The sequence below is a fragment of the Xanthomonas sp. LF06-19 genome (genome assembly GCF_034105425.1).
In the GTDB taxonomy this organism is placed as follows: Bacteria; Pseudomonadota; Gammaproteobacteria; order Xanthomonadales; family Xanthomonadaceae; genus Xanthomonas_A; species Xanthomonas_A sontii.
On record NZ_JAXGGH010000001.1, the window covers coordinates 147,995 to 166,018 of the forward strand.

Sequence of the window (18,024 nt, forward strand, 5' to 3'; positions counted from 1 at the left end):
GGATTCTCATCTCCTGCACACCGGCTTGGACACAGTGGCGCCCATGCCGAATGCCGCTTCCCAGGACCTGGTGGTGCTGCGCCCGGAAGGGCTGTACTGCCCCGCCGGCGATTTCCATATCGATCCCTGGCGGCCGGTGCCGCGCGCGGTCATCACCCACGGCCACGGCGACCACGCGCGCTCGGGCATGGGCGAATACCACTGCGCCGCCGCCGGCCTGCCCATCCTGCGCTGGCGGCTGGGCGAGCAGGCCTATCGGGCCTACGATTACGGCACCCGCTTCACGCTCGGCCGCGCGCAGGTGTCGCTGCATCCGGCCGGGCACGTGCTCGGCTCGGCGCAGGTACGCATCGAAGTGGATGGCGAGGTCTGGGTCGCCTCGGGCGACTACAAGCGCCAGCCGGATCCGACCTGCGCGCCGTTCGAGGTGGTGCGTTGCGACACCTTCATCACCGAGGCCACCTTCGCCCTGCCGGTGTACCGCTGGCCGGACACCAGCGCGGTGGCGCGCGAGATCGTCGCCTGGCGCCGCGAATGCGGCGCGCGCGGCGAGGCCGCGGTGCTGTTCTGCTACGCATTGGGCAAGGCGCAGCGCGTGCTCGCCGAATTGCAGCCGTGGGACGACCAGCCGGCGCTGCTGCACGGCGCGGTGGCGGCCGGCGTGGCGGTGTATCGCGAGGCCGGCGTGGCGATGCTGGACACGCGCACCGTGTCCGAACTGGACAAGCGCGCCGACTACGCCGGGCAGTTGGTGCTGGCGCCGCCGTCGGCCGCCGGCAGCCCGTGGCTGCGCCGCTTCCGCCATGCGCAACTCGGCTTCGCCTCGGGCTGGATGCGGCTGCGCGGCAACCGCCGCCGGCGCAACTACGACCGCGGCTTCGTGGTCTCCGACCATGCCGACTGGCCCGATCTGCTGCGCACCATCGACGAGACCGGCGCGCGGCGCGTGATTGCGACCCACGGCAACACCGACGCGATCATCCGCGCGCTCAACGAACGCGGTGTCGCCGCCGAGGCGTTCCGTACCGACTATGGTGGCGAGGAATGAAGCGCTTCGCCGCGCTGTACCGGCAACTGGACCAGAGCACCGCGACGCTGGACAAGCGCGCCGCACTGGTGGCGTATTTCGAGCAGGCGCCGCCCGCCGACGCGGCCTGGGCGATCTGGCTGCTCAGCGGCGGCAAACTGCGGCGCATCGCCAACACCCGCGAACTGCGCGAATGGATCGCACAGGAAAGCGGCCTGCCCGGCTGGCTGGTGGACGACAGCTACGACCACGTCGGCGATCTGGCCGAGACCCTGACCCTGCTGCTCGACGATCCGGCGGAAACCCCGGACCCGGCACCGCTGCGCGACTGGATCGAGGAGCGCCTGCTGCCGGTGGCCGCACAGGACGACACCGCACGCCGCGCCGCGGTGGTGGCCGGCTGGCGCAGCCTGGCCTTCGACGAGCGCCTGCTGTTCAACAAGCTGCTGACCGGCGCGCTGCGCGTGGGCGTGTCGCAGCGACTGGTGCAGCAAGCCTTGGCAGCGATGTCCGGGATCGACATCGCACGCATCGCCCAGCGCATGCTCGGCGCCTGGTCGCCGACGCCGCAGGCGCTGGAGCAGTTGCTGTCCGACGAGGTGCTGCCCAGCGACCGCCAGCAGCCCTACCCGTTCTTCCTCGCCTCGCCGCTGGAAGCCGAAGTCGCCACGCTCGGCGCTCTCGACGATTGGCTGCTGGAGTGGAAATGGGACGGCATCCGCCTGCAGCTGATCCGCCGCGACGGCGAAGTGGCGCTGTGGTCGCGTGGCGAGGAACGCCTGGACGGGCGCTTCCCGGAGATCGAGGCGGCCGCGGCGACGCTGCCGCGCGATGCGGTGATCGATGGCGAGCTGCTGGTCTGGCGCGAAGGCGAGCCCGCGCCGCTGCCGTTCACCGCACTGCAGACCCGCATCCAGCGACGCAAGCCTGGTGCCAAGACCCTGGCCGATACGCCGGCGCGGGTGCTCGCCTATGACCTGCTGGAACTGGACGGCCAGGACCTGCGCGAGCAGCCGCTGCAGCAGCGCCGCGCGCAGTTGCAAACGTTGCTGGAGGCGCACGCCGATCCGCGCCTCACGCTGTCGCCGCAGGTGCAGGCCGCGACGTGGGAGCAGGCGGCGGCGCTGCGCGAGGATTCGCGCGTGCAAGGCGTGGAAGGGCTGATGCTCAAGCGTGCGACGTCGCCCTACCAGTCCGGCCGCCGCCGTGGCGACTGGTGGAAGTGGAAGGTGGCGCCACTGACCATCGACGCGGTACTGCTGTACGCGCAGGCTGGTCACGGCCGGCGCAGCACGCTGTACACCGACTACACCTTCGGCCTGTGGGACGGCGAGCAACTGGTGCCGGTGGCCAAGGCCTACTCGGGCCTGGACGACAGCGAGATCCTGGCGCTGGACCGCTGGATCCGCGCGCACACCACCGAGCGCTTCGGCCCGGTGCGCGCGGTGACGCCGTATCACGTGTTCGAGCTCGGTTTCGAGGCGGTGAATCGCAGCAGCCGGCACAAGTCCGGCATCGCCGTGCGCTTCCCGCGCATCCTGCGCTGGCGCCACGACAAGCCGTTCGCCGAGGCCGACCGCTTGACCACGCTGCAGGCGCTGGCGCGATGAGCGCAACCGCGGCGCGGCGGCGCCCGGCCGATGCGCCGCTGCACGCCTGGTTCGCGCAGCAGGGCTGGCAACCGCTGCCGTTCCAGCGCGCGCTGTGGCGGCAGTACCTGGACGGCGGCTCCGGGCTGCTGCACACGCCCACCGGCAGCGGCAAGACCCTGGCTGCGTTCGGCGGCCCGTTGTTGGAGGGTCTGCGTGCGCAGGCCGCGGCGCAGGCGGCCGCCGCCAAACAGAAGCCCGCCCGTGGCAACGGCGCCAGCGCGACTGCCAAGACCGTCGCGCCGCCGCGCACGCGCCGGCAGGCGCAGCGCGACCTCAAGGTGCTGTGGATCACCCCGTTGCGCGCGCTCGCCGCCGACACGGTACGCGCGCTGCGCGAACCGGCGCAGGCGCTGGGCCTGGACTGGCAGATCGGCCTGCGCACCGGCGACACCAGCGCCCGCGACAAGCGCCTGGCGCGCAGCGGCAAGCTCGACGTGCTGGTGACCACGCCCGAATCGCTGGCACTGCTGCTGTCCTATCCCGACACCGCGCCGCAACTGGCGACGCTGCGCTGCGTGATCGTCGACGAGTGGCACGAGCTGCTCGGCAACAAGCGCGGTGTGCTGCTGCAGCTGTGCCTGGCGCGGCTGCGCGGCTGGGCGCCGACGCTGCGCACCTGGGGCCTGTCGGCCACGCTCGGCAACCTGGACGAAGCGCGCGACGTGCTGCTGCCGCACCTGCCGCAGGCGCCGATCGTGGCCGGGGTCAAGCCGCGCACCCTGACCCTGGAGACGCTGGCACCCGCGGTCGGCGAGCGCTTTCCCTGGGCCGGGCACCTGGGCCTGGCGCAATTGCCACGGGTGCTGGAAAAACTCTTCGCGGTGCGCACCAGCCTGCTGTTCACCAACACCCGCGCGCAGGCCGAGCTGTGGCATCAGGCGCTGACCTCGGTGTGGCCGGAAGAAGCGCACACCCTGGCGCTGCACCACGGCTCGCTGGACCCAGCGCTGCGCAGCGCGGCCGAGCAGGGCCTGCGCGACGGCAGCCTGCGCTGCGTGGTGGCGACCTCCAGCCTGGACCTGGGCGTGGATTTCCCCGCCGTCGATCAGGTGCTGCAGATCGGCAGCCCCAAGGGCGTGGCGCGGCTGCTGCAGCGTGCCGGCCGCGCCAAGCACCGCCCCGGCGAGGCCGGCCACGTGTTGTGCGTGCCCTCGCACGCGCTGGAACTGGTCGAGTACGCCGCGGCGCGCCGCGCCATCGCCCATGGCCGCATCGAATCGCGGCCCTCGCCGCGGCTGTCGCTGGACGTGCTGGCGCAGCACTGCATCACCTGCGCACTGGGCGGCGGCTTCGCTGCCGACGCGCTGTACGCCGAAGTGCGCGGCACCGCCGCCTTCGCCATGCTGGATGCGCCGACCTGGCAGGCGGTGCTGGAGTTCGTCGTGCAGGGCGGACGCGCGCTGGCGCAGTATCCGGACTACCGCAAGGTGGTGCTGGACGCGGACGGCCGGTACCGCGTGCACGACCGCCGCATCGCCCTGCGTCATCGCCTGTCGATCGGCACCATCACCAGCGATGGCAGCGTCGCGGTGCGCTTCCTGCGCGGCGGCCGGCTCGGCGCGGTGGAGGAGCAGTTCGTCGGCCGTCTGCGCCGCGGCGATCGCTTCCAGTTCGCCGGGCGCCTGCTGGAACTGGTGCGACTGGAGGACATGACCGCCTACGTGCGTCTGGCCAAGGGCGGCGACGGCAGCGTGCCGAAGTGGATGGGCGGGCGCATGCCGCTGTCTTCGGAACTGGGCCGCGAGGTGGAAGCGGTGTTCGCCGATCCGCGTGGCGAGGCCGAACTGCGCGCGCTGGCGCCGCTGCTCGGCCTGCAGCGCGCGCTGTCGGCTCTGCCGGCACCGCAGCGGCTGCTGGCCGAGCGCGTGCGCGCCCGCGACGGCCAGCACCTGTTCGTGTATCCGTTCGCCGGCCGCCAGGTGCACGAAGGCCTGGCCGCGTTGCTGGCGCTGCGCTGGGGCCGACGGCAGCGCAATACCTTCAGCTTCGCCGCCAACGACTATGGCTTCGTGCTGTCGCCGGCGGAGGACGCGCCGATCGATGCGGCGCTGCTGCGCGAACTGCTGAGTCCGGCGCAGTTGTTCGAGGATCTGCGCGAGAGCCTCAACCTCGGCGAACTGGCGCGCCGCCAGTTCCGCGAGATCGCCCGCGTCGCCGGCCTGTTGCCGCCCAGCCTGCCCGGCCGCCTGCCGCGCAGCCTGCGCCAGCTGCAGGCCTCCAGCGGCCTGCTGTACGACGTGCTGAGCCGCTTCGATCCCGAGCACTTGCTGCTGGCGCAGGCCGAGCGCGAGGTGCTGCAGGGCGAGATGGAACTGACCAGGCTCGCCGCCACCCTGGACGATTGCGCCGCGCGCGAGCTGGCGCTGCACAGCCCGCGCAGCCTTACCCCGCTGGCGTTCCCGCTGTGGGCCGAGAGCATCCGCGGCCAGCTCAGCACCGAGGACTGGAAGGCACGGGTAATGCGCGCGGCGGCGCAACTGGAGCAGCGCAATGCGCGCTGAACTGGACTGGCTGCTGGCCGGGGAACCGATGCGCCTGCTCGGCGACCGCGCGCTGTACTGGCCGGCGCGGCGACGGCTGCTGATCGCCGACCTGCACCTGGGCAAGGCCGACGTCTTCCGCCGCGCCGGCATCGGCCTGCCGCGCGGCGGCACCGCGCTCGACCTGGCGCGGCTGTCGGCCCTGCTGCAGGCGCAGGACGCGGCGGAACTGTGGATCCTCGGCGACGTGCTGCACGGCGCCGCACCCGATGCCGACTGGCAACGCCAGTGGCATGCCTGGCGCGCGCAGCATCCGCAACTGCGCGTGGCGGCGATCACCGGCAACCATGACCGCGCCCTGGCCGGCGCTGGGCTGGATATCGCGCCGCTTGGCACGCAGGTGGAAGACGGCCCGTTCGTGTTGCGTCACGATCCGGTGACGGATGCGCAGCGCCATGTGCTGTGCGGACATTTGCACCCGCTGGCCAAACTGCCGGGCCTTCGCCCGCGCTGGCCGGCGTTCTGGCTGCGCGACGGCATGACCGTGCTGCCGGCGTTCTCGCACTTCACCGCCGGCGTCGCCCCGGTCCTGGCGCCGGGCGAGCGCCTGGTCGCCTGCGTCGAAGGCGCGGCCTTCGCCCTTCCAGTGGCGACGGCGTAGATCGGGCGGGGTGGCGACTGGTCGTGACTGCAACCGAAGTGGCGAGTGCGATGCCATGCTGTGGGAGGGACTTCAGTCCCGACGCGACAACTGAAGGGCGTCGGGGCTGAAGCCCCTCCCACAATGCAGTCGCAATGCATTGCGCGAGTGCTTGGCACCGTGCCGGAGGAAGCGTCGGCGTAACGCGGGGCAGCCCATGACCGCGATCAAAGCAACAAGTGCACTGCCCTAATGTGGGAGGGACTTCAGTCCCGACGCGACCAACTGAAGGGTGCAGGGGGCTGAAGCCCATCCCACACAAGATTGGCGAATCGCGGCACGACAATGTTGCAAGTGCAAAGACAGAACATCGCCGTCGGGCCGCGCTCGCCGCGTTGCGCTCTGCACGCGCCGTCGCCGCGACGAATCACCCAAGCGCGCGTCCACCTGCGTCCGCGATCTCGCCGCCTACGGCAGCGCCACGCGTCGCGCCACCGCGTCCTGCAACGCTTCGAGAAACTCTGGCGCCAGCGGCAGCTTGCCAAACCAGCCGTGCTGGGTGCCGCTGAGCACGCGCAGCATGTGTCCGCGGCCCCCCGGCATGCGCCCGGCCGGCAACATGCCCACATCGCGCAGCCGCGCCACCACGTCGCGCTCGGACTGGAACAGCGGGGTCAGCCAGCGGCTCCAGAACTGGTACACCGCCACGTGCGCCTGGCGCTGCGCCTGGTAGCGCGCCAATGCCGCGTCGATGTCCGGCGCGGTGCGCAGGCTCTCACTCAATGCCCAGGCATCCATCAGCGCCATGTTGACGCCCTGCCCCAGTTGCGGGCTCATCGCATGCGCCGCGTCGCCGGCCAGCACCAGGCGGCCGCGGTACCAGTGCCGCTGCACCGCATCGCGGTAGCTGGCCCGCGCCAGTTGCGCAGGTGCGTCGATCTGCGCCAGGCGTTCGCGCGCCTGCGGCCACAACTGCGCGATCTCCTCCAGCCACGGCTGCACACCGCGCGCCTGCCAGGCATCGAACTCGGCGGTCGGCAGGCTCCAGAAGAAACTCACCCGGGGCTCGGCATCGCCTGGGCGGGTGCCCACCGGCAGCAGGCCGATCATCTTGCGCGCGGCCACGTAGCGCTGGCGCAGTTCGTCGGGGAAGGCCCAGTCGCCGCGCGGCAGCAGGCACCACAGCGCGCCCCACGGATACATCCGGTCCAGCCGCGTCGCCTGCACCTGCGCGCGCAGCGCCGAGGCCGAGCCGTCGCAGGCGATCACCAGGTCGAACGGCCCGTGCCAGCGGCCGTGCTGGTCCTGCACCCGGCGCAGCGTGTCGTCGATGGCGACGATGCGCGTATCGCGCTGCAGCGTGGCGTAGCCGTCCCAGGCCTGCGCCAGCAGGGCGAACAAGGCGCCGCGCTGCATGCCCAGCCCGAACAGGCGCGCCTCCAGGTCGCGGTAGCGCATGTCCATCACCGCGCGCCCGCACGGGGTCTCGCCGTACAGGCGGTGCACCGGCGCGCCGTAGGCCAGGGCCTGCTCGAGCAGGCCGATCCGCCACAGCACCTGCAGGCCGGTCGGCTGCAGCAGGAAACCGGCGCCGACCGGCCCGGGCTCGGCGGCGCGCTCGAACACCTGCACGCGGTGCCCGTCGCGCGCCAGCAGCAGCGCCAGTGCCTGGCCTGCGGTGCCATACCCCACGATCCCGATCTGCAATCCTTGCGTCATTGCCCGCACCGCCTGCCGACGCCGACACCACGGCATCTCCCATAAAAAACCCCGCCGAAGCGGGGTTCAAGGCACAACCGAGTCAACGCGCGCGCTTACTCGACCGGCGTGATATTCGAGGCTTGCGCGCCCTTCGGACCCTGGGTCACGTCGTAGCTGACACGCTGTCCTTCCTGCAGGCTGCGGAAGCCCTTGGAGTTGATCGCGGAGAAGTGCGCGAACACATCGGCGCTACCGTCTTCCGGAGAAATAAAACCAAATCCCTTGGCGTCGTTGAACCACTTGACGGTACCGTTCGGCATGGTGATGCGAGACCTTTTGCAGTGAATGGGTGGTGGTTGTGCGGCAGCCGCACCGGCGGAGTATGCAAAGCTTGCGCAACGAAGACAATCACCCGCGCGCCAGTTCCCCCACCAGCTCCGGCAGCCCGACCGAGGCCGCCTCGACATTGGCCAGCACCTCGGCCAGGGTGATTTCCTCGGCGTCGCCGCAGCCGGCCGCCCAGTTCGCCACGATCGCCAGGCAGGCGTAGTCCAGGCCCAGCTCGCGCGCCAACCCGGCTTCGGGCATGCCGGTCATGCCGACCAGGTCGCAACCGTCGCGGCGCAGCCGCGCGATCTCGGCGATGGTTTCCAGGCGCGGCCCCTGCGTGGCGGCGTAGCAGCCACCGTCCACAAGCGCGGTGCCGGTGACGCGCGCGGCGGCGAGGATCTTGCTGCGCAGCAGCGGCGAATACGGATGACCGAAATCCACGTGCAACACCTCGCTGCCCGGCTCTTCGCACAGGGTGGAGATGCGCCCCCAGGTGTAGTCGATCAACTGGTCCGGGCAGGCCAGCACGCGCGGGCCGAAGCGCTCGGTGATGCCGCCCACCGTGTTCAACGCGAGCACGCGCGTGGCGCCGATCTGTTGCAGTGCAGCAAGGTTGGCGCGGTAGTTGATCTTGTGCGGCGGCAGCGAATGGCCTTCGCCGTGGCGGGCCAGGAAGGCGACGCGGTGGCCGAGCAGCGTGCCGACCCGCACCGGGCCGGAAGGCGCGCCGTAGCGCGTCTCGACCTCGTGGGTCCGCACATCGTCCAGTTGTGCGAGCTTGTAGACGCCGGTGCCGCCGATGACGGCCAGTGCGATGTTGTCCATGCGGATCCTCGAACGAAAGGGAACGCCTGCGCCGGCGACGCGCGCCGGCAGCGGGAAACTTCAGCGACGGAGGCGAGGCTGGCTCGCCTGCCCCGCTACTCCTTCATCGCGTAGATCGCCGGCAGGTTGCGCAGGGCCTCGTTGACGTCCATGCCGAAGCCGAACACGTAGCGGTCCGGCACTTCGACGCCGACGTAGTCGGCGCTGACCCCGGGCACGCAGCGGTCGTGGCGCTTGACCGTCAGCGCGGCGATGCGCACGTCGGTGGCGCCCTGCTCCAGGCACCACTCGCGCACCGCCTTCAGGGTCAGGCCTTCGTCGAGGATGTCGTCGAGCAACAGCACGCGGCGACCGTACAGCGCGGTGGCCGGGCGGTGCTTCCACACCAGTTCGCCGCCGACGGTCTCGCCGCGGTAGCGGGTGGCGTGCAGGTAGTCCAGCTGCAGGTCCTGGCCGCGGCTGCCCAGTTCCAGCGCCAGCTGGCCGGCGAACGGCAGCGCGCCGTGCATGATGGTCAGGTAGACCGGGGTTTCGCCGCGGTAGTCGGCGGCGATGGCGTCGGCCATTTGGGCGATGGCCTGGTCGATGCGGGTGCGATCGACCAGCAGGTCGGCCTGGGCCAGGGCCTGGGCGATGGTGAGAGTGGACATCAGGCGGTTTTTCCGAAGGTGGAGAGCAGATGGGATTGGGTGTGGCCATAGCGGGCGTCGGCCAGCAGGCCGTCCCAGCCAAGGCCGCCGCGGCCGATCAGGCCGAGCAGCGCGGCGGTGTTGAGCGGGCGATCGCGCACGGCCTGCAGCGAGTCTTCGACCAGTTCCGGGTGGCAGACCAGGACCACGTCGCAGCCGGCGTCCAGGTGCGCAGTGACCCGCGCGGCGACGCCGCCAGCGGCGAACGAGGCGGCCATGTCGATGTCGTCGGAGAACACCACGCCACGGAAGCCCAGCTCCTGGCGCAGAATCTGCTGGATCCAGCGCGGCGAGTAGCCGGCCGGTTCCGGCGCCACCTGCGGGTAGACCACGTGCGCCATCATCACCGCATCGGCGCCGGCGGCGATGCCGGCGGCGAACGGCACCAGGTCTTCCTGGTGCAGGGTGTCCAGCGAACGCGGGTCCTCGGCGTTATCGACGTGGGTGTCCTCGAGCACGGTGCCATGGCCGGGGAAATGCTTGAGGGTGGCGCCCATGCCGACGCTGTGCATGCCGCGCACATAGGCCGCGGCGAAGGCCGCGACCACCTGCGGATCGTCGCTGAAGGCGCGGTCGCCGATGGCGCGGTTGCCGCGGGCCAGGTCCAGCACCGGGGCGAAGCTGAGGTCGACACCGCTGGCGCGCACTTCGCTGGCCATCAGCCAGGCGTGCTGCTCGGCCATCTCCAGCGCCGCGGCCGGATCGCGCGCGTACAGCGCGCCGAAATCCTGCAGCGGCGGCAATGCGCTGTAGCCCTCGCGGAAGCGCTGCACGCGCCCGCCTTCCTGGTCCACGCAGAGCAGCAGCGGCCGCGGCGTGGCGGCGCGGATCGCCGCGCTCAACTCGGTCACCTGCGCGCGCGAGGCGAAATTGCGTTTGAACAGGACCACGCCGGCCACCGCATCGTGCTGCAGCCAGTCGCGCTCCTGCGCGGTGAGTTCGGTACCGGCAACGCCGATCGCGAGCATGCGGGGGATTCCTCCTGCCGGCGCGGTTCAGGCGCCTGTGGGTCGGCATTGTCGCAGATGCCGGCGTCGGCGGCAGGTCGCGCCGCTGCCAGCTGACACGTCTCGGTAATGAACGCGTCCGAGTTGAGGCGCGCGCGGCGACGCGCAGCGCAGCAGTCCGCCCGGTCCGCGCGCGCAAGGCGGCCTTGCGGCCCGTTGCCTGGCCGCCTGGCTGGCACGCGCGCGATGCGGGAGAGGTCCGCGGCGAACCGGCATGGGCATCAGCAGGATGCCTGCGCACCACCGCGGGCCGCCCCTCGCCTCCTGCGACGCTGTCTGGCGCGCCGCCCGCGGCGCGGGGCACCCAACGTACAGCGCGCGACGTTCTAGACCGCGCACCCCTCCGGACCGCAATCGCGGCCCGCCTGGGCGTCGGCCAGCAAACCGCGCACGGTGGCGGCGAACACCTCCGGCGGCTGCGCGCCCTGCAGCGCCTGGCGGCCATCGATGACGTAGGTGGGTACCGCGCGGATGCCCATGGCCTGCGCCTGCTGCAGTTCCGCCTCGATCTCGTCCAGTCCCTCGCCGCCGGCCAGCAGCGCCTGCACCCGCGGCGCCGACAACCCACCTGCGGCGCCGGCATCGCACAGCGTCTGCGGATCGGCCAGGTTGCGGCCCTCGGCGAAGTGCGCATGGAACAGCGCCTCGGCGACCGCGTCCACGTCGCCCTCGCGCGCGGCCAGCCACAGCAGCCGGTGTGCGGGCAGCGTGGTCACCCGCACCTGGCCGCGACCGAAGTCGAACGGCAGGCCTTCGGCGCGCGCGGTGGCCTGGGTCTGCGCCAGGATCTGCTCGGTGCGCGCCGCACCGCCGAACTTGGCCGCATAGGCCTCGCGCAACGGCACCGGCTCGGTGCCGGCGTCCGGATCCAGCTGATACGGATGCCAGTGGATCTCCAGCGCCGGCGCATCCGCGCCGAGCGACGCAAGACCTTGCTGCAACCGGCGCTTGCCGATCCAGCACCAGGGACAGACCACGTCGGACCAGATATCGATGCGCATCAGCGGGGATTCGGGATTGGGGATTCGGGATTGGCAAAAGCATAAGCCCGATTGCCGCGAGAAGCGGGGATTCGGGATTCGGGATTGGGGATTCGCAAAAGCGGGCCGCGTGCGGCGTTTGGCTTTACGCTTTTGCCAATCCCGAATCCCCACTCCCCAATCCCGTCCATTCGCAGAATGGACACGTCGCCAGCGCCACGTTGTAGTACCGCGGGTCGTCGGTGACTTCGGCGCCGAGCCAGTCCGGCGTGGCGAACGCCTCGTCGGCGCTGTCCAGCTCGATCTCGGCGACCACCAGCCCGGCGTTGTCGCCGAGGAACTCGTCCACTTCCCAGAGATGGCCCTGGTACTGCACGAGATGCCGGCGCTTGTCGATCAGCCCGCCCACGCACAGCGCCAGCAGCGCGCGCGCATCGTCCGGCGGGATCGGATACTCGAACTCCTGGCGGGTATGCCCGAGCTCGCGCGACTTGAGGTTGAGGAACGCGGCCTCGCCCTGCACCCGCACCCGCACCGACGCCTTCTGCGCCCCGCTGGCCAGCGCCGCCTGGTCGTTGAGATAGCCCTGCGCCATCGGAATCACCGCGTGCGCCGCCGCGCGCCAGCCGTCGCCGATGACGAGGAATTTGCGTTCGATTTCGATGGCCATGGGAATCGGGAATGGGGAAAGGAGAATGGAAAAAGCTTAAACCGCGCGCGCAGCCGCTGTGACGAATCCCTAATCCCTAATCCCGATTCCCCATTCCCGGCTTTTCGAACACCGCAATGCTCTCCACATGCGCGGTGTGCGGGAACATGTCCATCGCGCCGGCGGCCTTGAGCACGAAGCCCTGTTCGTTGACCAAGTAGCCGGCGTCGCGCGCCAGCGAGCCGGGATGGCAGCTGACGTAGACGATGCGCTGGAACTGTTTCAGCGGCAGTTGCTGCAGCACCTCCAGCGCGCCGGAGCGCGGCGGGTCCAGCAGCAGCTTGTCGAAGCCCTGGCGCATCCACGGCGCCTGGCGCTGGTCCTGGGTCAGATCGGCGGCGAAGAACTGGGCATTGTCCAGGCCGTTGCGCTGCGCGTTGTCCCGCGCGCGCGCCACCAGCCCGGCGTCGCCTTCCACGCCGACCACCTCGCGCACGGTGCGCGCCAGCGGCAGGGTGAAGTTGCCCAGGCCGCAGAACAGGTCCAGCACGCGGTCGTCGGGTTGCGCGTCGAGCAGCGCCAGCGCGTGCGCGATCATCTTCTCGTTGAGCGCGGCGTTGACCTGGATGAAGTCCAGCGGCCGGAACGCCAGTTCCACGTCCCATTGCGGCAGCCGGAACGACAGCGGTACCTCTTGTGGATACAGCGGGTGCACGCTGTCCACACCACCGGGCTGCAGGAAGATGGCGAAGTCGTGCTCCTGGGCGAAGGCGATCAGCGCATCCTGGTCGCGCGCGCTCAGCGGCTGCATGTGGCGGAAGGTCAACGCCACCGCGGCGTCGCCGGCGATGAACTCGATCTGCGGGATGTCGCGTTTGCCGTCCAGGCTTTCCACCAGTTCGGCCAGCGCGGTCACCTTGAAACCGATCTGCGGGATCACCGTGTGGCAGACCGACAGGTCGGCGACGAAGCGCGGATCCTGCTCGCGGAACCCGACCAGGGTCTTGTCCTTCTTTTCCACCCGCCTAACCGAGAAGCGGCCCTTGCGCCGGTAGCCCCAGGGCGCGCCGGTCAGCGCCGGCAGCACCGCCTGCGGGGTCACGTGGCCGATGCGCTCCAGGTTCTCGGTCAGCACCCGCTGCTTGGCGACGATCTGCTGGTCCTCGGCCAGGTGCTGCAGCACGCAGCCGGCGCAGACCCCGAAATGCGGGCAGCGCGGCGTCACCCGCTGCGGCGAGGCCTGCAGCACCTGCACGGTGCGCGCCTCGTCGAAGTGGCGGTTGCGCGCGGTCGGTTCGGCCAGGACGGTCTCGCCGGGCAGCGCGCCGGCGACGAAGGCGACCTTGTCGCCCTCGCGGCGGGCCACGCCGCGGCCATCGTGGCTGAGGTCGGCGATGTCGGTCTGGAAGGGCGTGCGGTCGAGACGGTTTCTGGATCGGGCCACGTGGCAACAGGCTGCGGGCGGAAAAGGGCGGCTATTGTCGCAGATGGGCCGGGCCGGGACCGGCTTGCGATTGCCGCGCCGGCGAGGCAAAGTGGCGCACGCACGCACGCACGCGCGCCGCCGCGCGGGATGCGACCACGCCGCATGGAGGCATCAGCATGGCATCGAACCAGGACCCGGTAACGCGACTGCTGCTCGTCGAAGACGACCCGATCAGCCGCGCTTTCTTCGACGCGACGCTGCAGGCGCTGCCGGCCCGGGTGGACCTGGCCGACTCCGTCGCCAGCGCCCTCGCCCGCGCGCAGACGCAGGCGCACGACCTGTGGCTGATCGACGCCAACCTGCCCGACGGCAGCGGCAGCGATTTGCTGCGCCAGTTGCAGCGGCAACGCCCCGGCACCCTGGGGCTGGCGCATACCGCCGACACCAGCGCCACGGTCCGCGCGCAGTTGCTCGACGCCGGGTTCGCCGACGTGCTGCTGAAACCGCTCAGCACCGAACGGCTGCTGCAATCGGTGCGCCGGCTGCTCGCGCGCGGCCGCCTCGCCGGGACCGCCGGGACCGCCGAACCGACCCTGGACTGGGACGAGACCACCGCGCTGGCCGCGCTCAACGGCGAGCGCGCGCACCTGATCGCATTGCGCGAACTGTTCCTGGCCGAGCTGCCCGGCACCCGCGATGCGGTGGCCTCGGCCCTGCAACTCAGCGACGACCAGGCCGTGCGCAGCCACCTGCACCGGCTGCAGGCCAGCTGCGGCTTCGTCGGCGCCGCCCGCCTGGCGCGGGCCGTGCGCCAGCTGCATGGCGACCCGGCCTCTTCGCAGGCCCGCCACCAGTTCAGCGAGGCGGTGGCGGCGTTGTTGCACTGAAGGCCGGGATTGGGGATTGGGGATTGGAGATTGGGGGTGGCTCCCCGTCACTTTCCACGCGTCGGCGTGGGGCGCCAACTGCCGCAACCCGTGCTTCTCGAGCGTTGCCCTGGCGGTCCCGGCTGGTCGCCGCCCTTCCCCGTGTGGTCACGATCCGGTCTCGCGACGGTGACCACAACGACGGTGTCCGCATGGCGCTCGCGACACAGCGAAACTTGCAAATAAGATTCGTTCTCGAATAAATTAACGCCCCGACGACATCTGCGGACCAGCCATCGCCCCGTCCGTTCACTACACGCAACAGGGGCCTTCTCATGTTTCAGACATCATTCCACCGGCCAGCGCCGGCCATGGGCGTGCTCGCCCGCGCGCTGCTGGCCGCTCTCGTGGCCGCCGCGTCCACCTCGGCCAGCGCCCAGGACACCGCCAGTGACGGCACCCGCGATGCCGGGTCATCGGCCGAGGCCACGCAACTGGACACGGTCATGGTCAAAGGCCAGCGGCTCAGCCTGGACCTGCAGCAGGATGCGGCGGTCGGCGCGCTGGGCACGTCGCGCCTGCTGGATACGCCGTTCTCGGTGAGCCTGATCGAAGAACCCGAGATCGCGCGGCGCCAGGCCACCACGCTGGGGCAGATCTTCATCAACGATCCATCGGTGTTCGCGGCCGAGCCGCCGGCCACCACCAATTGGTGGGGCACGCAGATCCGCGGCATCGGCGTGCGCAATTTCTACGTGGACGGCGTGCCCATGCTGATGGAATGGGGCGGCGAGTTCCCGCTGGAAGCGGTGCAATCGGTGCAGGCGCTGAAGGGCCTGGGCGGCTTCATGTACGGCTTCGGCGCACCGGGCGGCATCGTCAGCTACCAGACCAAGCGCCCCACCGACACGCCACTGCTGGCCACCACGGTTGGCTACCGCAACGACAACGTGTTCTCGGCGCAGGTGGATGCGGGCGGCCGTGCCAACGGCGCCGACTCTTTCGGCTACCGCCTCAACGCCGGCATCGAACGCGGCGACGCGTACAACGGCGCGGGCATCGACCGCAAGACGATCGCTCTTGCGGTCGAGCAACCGATCGTCGAGGGCCTGACCTGGCATGCCGAACTGGTGCACGAGCGCAACACGCTCGAGCACGAGCCGCTGTATTTCTATTGGGACGCCTACCAGGGCACCCGCCTGCCCCGCCCCACCAGCGACTACGACAAGATCCGCGTCGACGGGGCCTACTACGAGACCGCCCTGCTGCACGCGACCACCGGCCTGAACTGGCGCATCGACGAGCGCTGGAGTGCGGCACTGAGCCTGGGCGGCAGCCGCCGCCGGCACACGTCGCACAAGATGTTCGCCAATCTGCTGAACGAAGCGGGCGACTACGCCGGTTTCGCCTACGACTTCGGTGCGGTGCTGCGCAACAGCGTGGTGCAGTTGCTGGTCAACGGCCGCGTCGACACCGGTCCGGTGACGCACGCGTTGGTGTTCGGTGCCTCGGTGCAGCGCAGTTGGGACCAGTGGAGCAAGGCGTTCTACTGGAGCAACGACTTCGACGGCAACCTGTATCGCCCGCAGTCCTTCCACCCCACCCGCCGACCGGACTACAGCCTGGCGCCGGTCAGCGCGGACCTGCGCCAGAAGGCGGTGTTCGTCAGCGACACCCTGCAGTTCGGCGACCACTGGCGCGCCATCCTCGGCGCGCGCCACGTGGATTACCAGCAACGCGATCTGGATGGCGACGCGTCGGTGGACAGCGGCTACCGCACCTCGGTGACGACCCCGACCGTGGCGCTGATCTACAAGCCCGTCGACGACGTGTCGCTCTACGCCAGCTACGTGGAGGCGCTGGAGCCCGGCAGCCGCGTCGGCACCGATGCGCTGCCCGCCTATGCCAACGCCGGCAGCGTGCTGGCGCCGACGGTGAGCAAGCAGTACGAACTGGGCGCCAAGCTGCAGAGCGGGCGCTTCGCGCTGACCACCGCCGCGTTCCGCATCGAGCGCGGCGCGCAGATCGACGCCTACCGCGACGGCCTGCGCTACCTGACCCAGGACGGCCTGACCCTGTATCGCGGGCTGGAAGTGATCGGTAGCGTCGGCGTGACCGAGGATCTGGAAGTGGGCGTCGGCGGACTGTGGATGGACCCGCGGCTGGAGGATCTGTCGCCGGACAACGCGGCCCTGCGCGGCAACCGCCCGGCCGGCGCCGCACGCCGGCAACTGCTGGCCAATGCCACCTGGCGCGTGCCGGGCGTGCGCGGCCTGAGCCTGCACGGCAACGTGCGCTACTCCGGCGATGCCTACTACGAGGATCAGAATCGCGTGCTCATCCCCGGGCATACCGTCGCCGCGGCCGGCTTCCAGTACGCCACCACGCTGGGCGGCTACGACGCATTGCTGACCGGCAACATCAACAACCTGTTCGATCGCACCTACTGGAACCAGCACACGCTGGGCGAGGCACGCAATGCGGCGCTGAGCCTGCGGATCGATTGGCGCTGAGTGCGCCTGCCGCTGCCGTGGCCCCGCGTGGCGACGGCGACGGCGGCGACGGGCGGCGGCGCGGAGGTCTGTGGTCGTGACGGAAGCGACCGCAGGCGCGGCTTGAGCTGCGAAGGCGTTACCAGGAAAACCCGTCGCCGCTGAGCCCGCAAGAACGGACAAGAACCGCTTCTACGGAGCAAGCCGCATCCGGTTGGGCGTGTGACGAACGCAGCTCACTCGGGTGTCCGCGTGGCGGCAGCGCTCGCGCCGTCGATCCGCCGCACTCACGACGCCGCGGAAGGCGGCGACCGCGGCGGCGCTTCGGGTGTGGATGTCGACATCGGATCGCGCTGCGCATCCAGCTCGGCGTCCGGCTCCGGCGTCGCCGCGGGCGCTGCCGACGCCGGCATTGCGGCGACGCCGGGTGCATCCGATGGCGGCGGATCGTCCTGCGGCGGTTCGGGATCGGCGACCGCCGGCGCGATGCCCGCGGCGCTGGCACTACGCTGCCGCGCCAGGTCCTCGACCATTTCCCAGGATTTCAGGCCGCGCCCGCCGAGGTGGTGCAGCAGCACCACGCGCATGCCGCGGCGCAGGCCCGGCAGATCCTCGGCAGCCGGTTCGGTATCGTCGGCCAGCGCCAGCAGGGCGCGCCCGGTCGCCATGCCGCTGCGCTGATCGTGGCCACGGTCGCTCAGCAGCCGGCGTGGCCCGTGCTCGGCGTCGAGCACGTAGCGCGCGGCCGGGTCGATCGGGTCGCCGTCGCCGTCGTGACGCAGGTCGAATCCCACGCCCAGCGCCTCCAGCAGGTCGCGCTCGAAGCAGCGCAGCGACCAGGCCAGCGGCGCTTCGGCGGCCAGCCGCGCGCGCACCCGCGCGTACGCCAGATACAGGTCCGGCGCCGGATCGTCGCGCGGCGCCAGACGCAGCGTCAGTTCGTTGATGTAGAAGCCGGCCAGCATCGCCTCGCCGCTCAGCCGCGGCGCCGCATCCATCGCCTCGGCCTCGCGCAGTTGCGCCAGTTCGCCGCGGCGCTGCGCGCTGAAGCGGATCGACTGCAGCGGCTGCAGTGCCGCGCGCAAGGCCTGCTTCTTCGGCCCGTGCACGCCGCGCGCCAGCACGCCGAGCCGGCCGTGATGCACGCTCAGCACCTCCACCAGCAGGCTGGTCTCGCGCCAGGGCCGGGCGTGCAGGACGAAACCGGGTTCGTGCTCGATCAAGGCTGCAGGGGCTGGGAATGGGGAGTGGGGAATAGGG

At 70.9% G+C, this 18,024-nt stretch carries 14 protein-coding genes and 1 pseudogene; 6 read left to right on the plus strand and 9 right to left on the minus strand.

All coding sequences use genetic code 11. The annotated features are described in order from the left end of the window. Positions 1–43 precede the first annotated feature (43 nt). Genes SLW55_RS00645 through pdeM form a run of 4 tightly spaced genes read left to right on the plus strand, consistent with a single transcriptional unit; the run spans position 44 to position 5,820 of the window. A complete protein-coding gene (locus SLW55_RS00645) occupies positions 44–1,048 on the plus strand; it encodes a ligase-associated DNA damage response exonuclease (RefSeq protein ID WP_010342292.1) in 1,005 nt (334 codons plus the stop codon). Beyond that, positions 1,045–2,637 (plus strand): ATP-dependent DNA ligase, encoded by a 1,593-nt coding sequence (locus SLW55_RS00650; protein ID WP_320694286.1) that lies wholly within the window; start codon positions 1,045–1,047, stop codon positions 2,635–2,637. Before SLW55_RS00645 ends, SLW55_RS00650 begins: the two co-directional genes overlap by 4 nt. After that, entirely contained in the window at positions 2,634–5,180 is a 2,547-nt protein-coding gene (locus tag SLW55_RS00655) for a ligase-associated DNA damage response DEXH box helicase (protein ID WP_152181259.1), read from the plus strand. Before SLW55_RS00650 ends, SLW55_RS00655 begins: the two co-directional genes overlap by 4 nt. Then, the gene (pdeM, locus tag SLW55_RS00660; RefSeq protein WP_152181258.1) at positions 5,170–5,820 is read left to right on the plus strand and encodes a ligase-associated DNA damage response endonuclease PdeM; all 651 of its coding nucleotides are present in this window, start codon (positions 5,170–5,172) and stop codon (positions 5,818–5,820) included. Before SLW55_RS00655 ends, pdeM begins: the two co-directional genes overlap by 11 nt. A gap of 447 nt (positions 5,821–6,267) precedes the next feature. On the opposite strand, the gene SLW55_RS00665 is transcribed toward pdeM, so the two are convergent. The 8 genes from SLW55_RS00665 to rlmD form a co-directional block, all read right to left on the minus strand. Further along, positions 6,268–7,518 (minus strand): NAD(P)/FAD-dependent oxidoreductase, encoded by a 1,251-nt coding sequence (locus SLW55_RS00665; protein WP_193314124.1) that lies wholly within the window; start codon positions 7,516–7,518, stop codon positions 6,268–6,270. A 95-nt stretch (positions 7,519–7,613) separates the two neighbouring features. Then, entirely contained in the window at positions 7,614–7,820 is a 207-nt protein-coding gene (locus SLW55_RS00670; protein ID WP_003488188.1) for a cold-shock protein, read from the minus strand. 88 nt (positions 7,821–7,908) lie between these two features. Continuing rightward, positions 7,909–8,661, minus strand: coding sequence for an S-methyl-5'-thioinosine phosphorylase (locus SLW55_RS00675; protein ID WP_267123396.1), 753 nt, complete (start codon positions 8,659–8,661; stop codon positions 7,909–7,911). A gap of 89 nt (positions 8,662–8,750) precedes the next feature. Continuing rightward, the gene (locus SLW55_RS00680) at positions 8,751–9,305 is read right to left on the minus strand and encodes a hypoxanthine-guanine phosphoribosyltransferase (protein WP_017917414.1); all 555 of its coding nucleotides are present in this window, start codon (positions 9,303–9,305) and stop codon (positions 8,751–8,753) included. After that, on the minus strand, positions 9,305–10,312 hold the full coding sequence (gene nagZ / locus SLW55_RS00685) for a beta-N-acetylhexosaminidase (RefSeq protein WP_320744304.1): 1,008 nt from the start codon (positions 10,310–10,312) through the stop codon (positions 9,305–9,307). Before nagZ ends, SLW55_RS00680 begins: the two co-directional genes overlap by 1 nt. 365 nt (positions 10,313–10,677) lie before the next feature. Next, positions 10,678–11,352, minus strand: a complete 675-nt coding sequence (locus SLW55_RS00690) for a DsbA family oxidoreductase (protein ID WP_267099087.1) — start codon at positions 11,350–11,352, stop codon at positions 10,678–10,680. Between the two features lie 124 nt (positions 11,353–11,476). Beyond that, positions 11,477–12,001: a CYTH domain-containing protein gene (locus SLW55_RS00695; protein WP_152181255.1), complete on the minus strand. Its 525-nt coding sequence runs from the start codon at positions 11,999–12,001 to the stop codon at positions 11,477–11,479. Between the two features lie 76 nt (positions 12,002–12,077). Beyond that, the gene (gene rlmD, locus SLW55_RS00700) at positions 12,078–13,424 is read right to left on the minus strand and encodes a 23S rRNA (uracil(1939)-C(5))-methyltransferase RlmD (RefSeq protein ID WP_150409277.1); all 1,347 of its coding nucleotides are present in this window, start codon (positions 13,422–13,424) and stop codon (positions 12,078–12,080) included. Between the two features lie 152 nt (positions 13,425–13,576). On the opposite strand from rlmD, the gene SLW55_RS00705 reads away from it, so the two are divergent. Both SLW55_RS00705 and SLW55_RS00710 read left to right on the plus strand, forming a co-directional pair. After that, positions 13,577–14,293 carry a response regulator gene (locus tag SLW55_RS00705; protein WP_320744621.1) on the plus strand — a complete coding sequence of 239 codons (717 nt, stop codon included), beginning with the start codon at positions 13,577–13,579 and terminating at the stop codon, positions 14,291–14,293. A 314-nt stretch (positions 14,294–14,607) separates the two neighbouring features. Further along, positions 14,608–16,785 carry a TonB-dependent siderophore receptor gene (locus SLW55_RS00710; RefSeq protein ID WP_295908453.1) on the plus strand — a complete coding sequence of 726 codons (2,178 nt, stop codon included), beginning with the start codon at positions 14,608–14,610 and terminating at the stop codon, positions 16,783–16,785. Between the two features lie 485 nt (positions 16,786–17,270). Here SLW55_RS00710 and recO read toward each other — a convergent pair. Continuing rightward, positions 17,271–17,987, minus strand: a pseudogene (gene recO, locus SLW55_RS00715) (DNA repair protein RecO); the annotation flags it as partial. Positions 17,988–18,024 lie beyond the last annotated feature (37 nt).

What these genes read in the sequence shown, in the direction of transcription:
- SLW55_RS00710 (WP_295908453.1), top strand. Translation starts at nt 14,608, where the DNA reads ATGTTTCAGACATCATTCCACCGGCCAGCGCCGGCCATGGGCGTGCTC.
- SLW55_RS00680 (WP_017917414.1), bottom strand. Translation starts at nt 9,305, where the DNA reads ATGTCCACTCTCACCATCGCCCAGGCCCTGGCCCAGGCCGACCTGCTG.
- SLW55_RS00665 (WP_193314124.1), bottom strand. Translation starts at nt 7,518, where the DNA reads ATGACGCAAGGATTGCAGATCGGGATCGTGGGGTATGGCACCGCAGGC.
- SLW55_RS00655 (WP_152181259.1), top strand. Translation starts at nt 2,634, where the DNA reads ATGAGCGCAACCGCGGCGCGGCGGCGCCCGGCCGATGCGCCGCTGCAC.
- SLW55_RS00650 (WP_320694286.1), top strand. Translation starts at nt 1,045, where the DNA reads ATGAAGCGCTTCGCCGCGCTGTACCGGCAACTGGACCAGAGCACCGCG.
- SLW55_RS00695 (WP_152181255.1), bottom strand. Translation starts at nt 12,001, where the DNA reads ATGGCCATCGAAATCGAACGCAAATTCCTCGTCATCGGCGACGGCTGG.
- SLW55_RS00690 (WP_267099087.1), bottom strand. Translation starts at nt 11,352, where the DNA reads ATGCGCATCGATATCTGGTCCGACGTGGTCTGTCCCTGGTGCTGGATC.
- pdeM (WP_152181258.1), top strand. Translation starts at nt 5,170, where the DNA reads ATGCGCGCTGAACTGGACTGGCTGCTGGCCGGGGAACCGATGCGCCTG.
- nagZ (WP_320744304.1), bottom strand. Translation starts at nt 10,312, where the DNA reads ATGCTCGCGATCGGCGTTGCCGGTACCGAACTCACCGCGCAGGAGCGC.
- SLW55_RS00670 (WP_003488188.1), bottom strand. Translation starts at nt 7,820, where the DNA reads ATGCCGAACGGTACCGTCAAGTGGTTCAACGACGCCAAGGGATTTGGT.
- SLW55_RS00645 (WP_010342292.1), top strand. Translation starts at nt 44, where the DNA reads ATGCCGAATGCCGCTTCCCAGGACCTGGTGGTGCTGCGCCCGGAAGGG.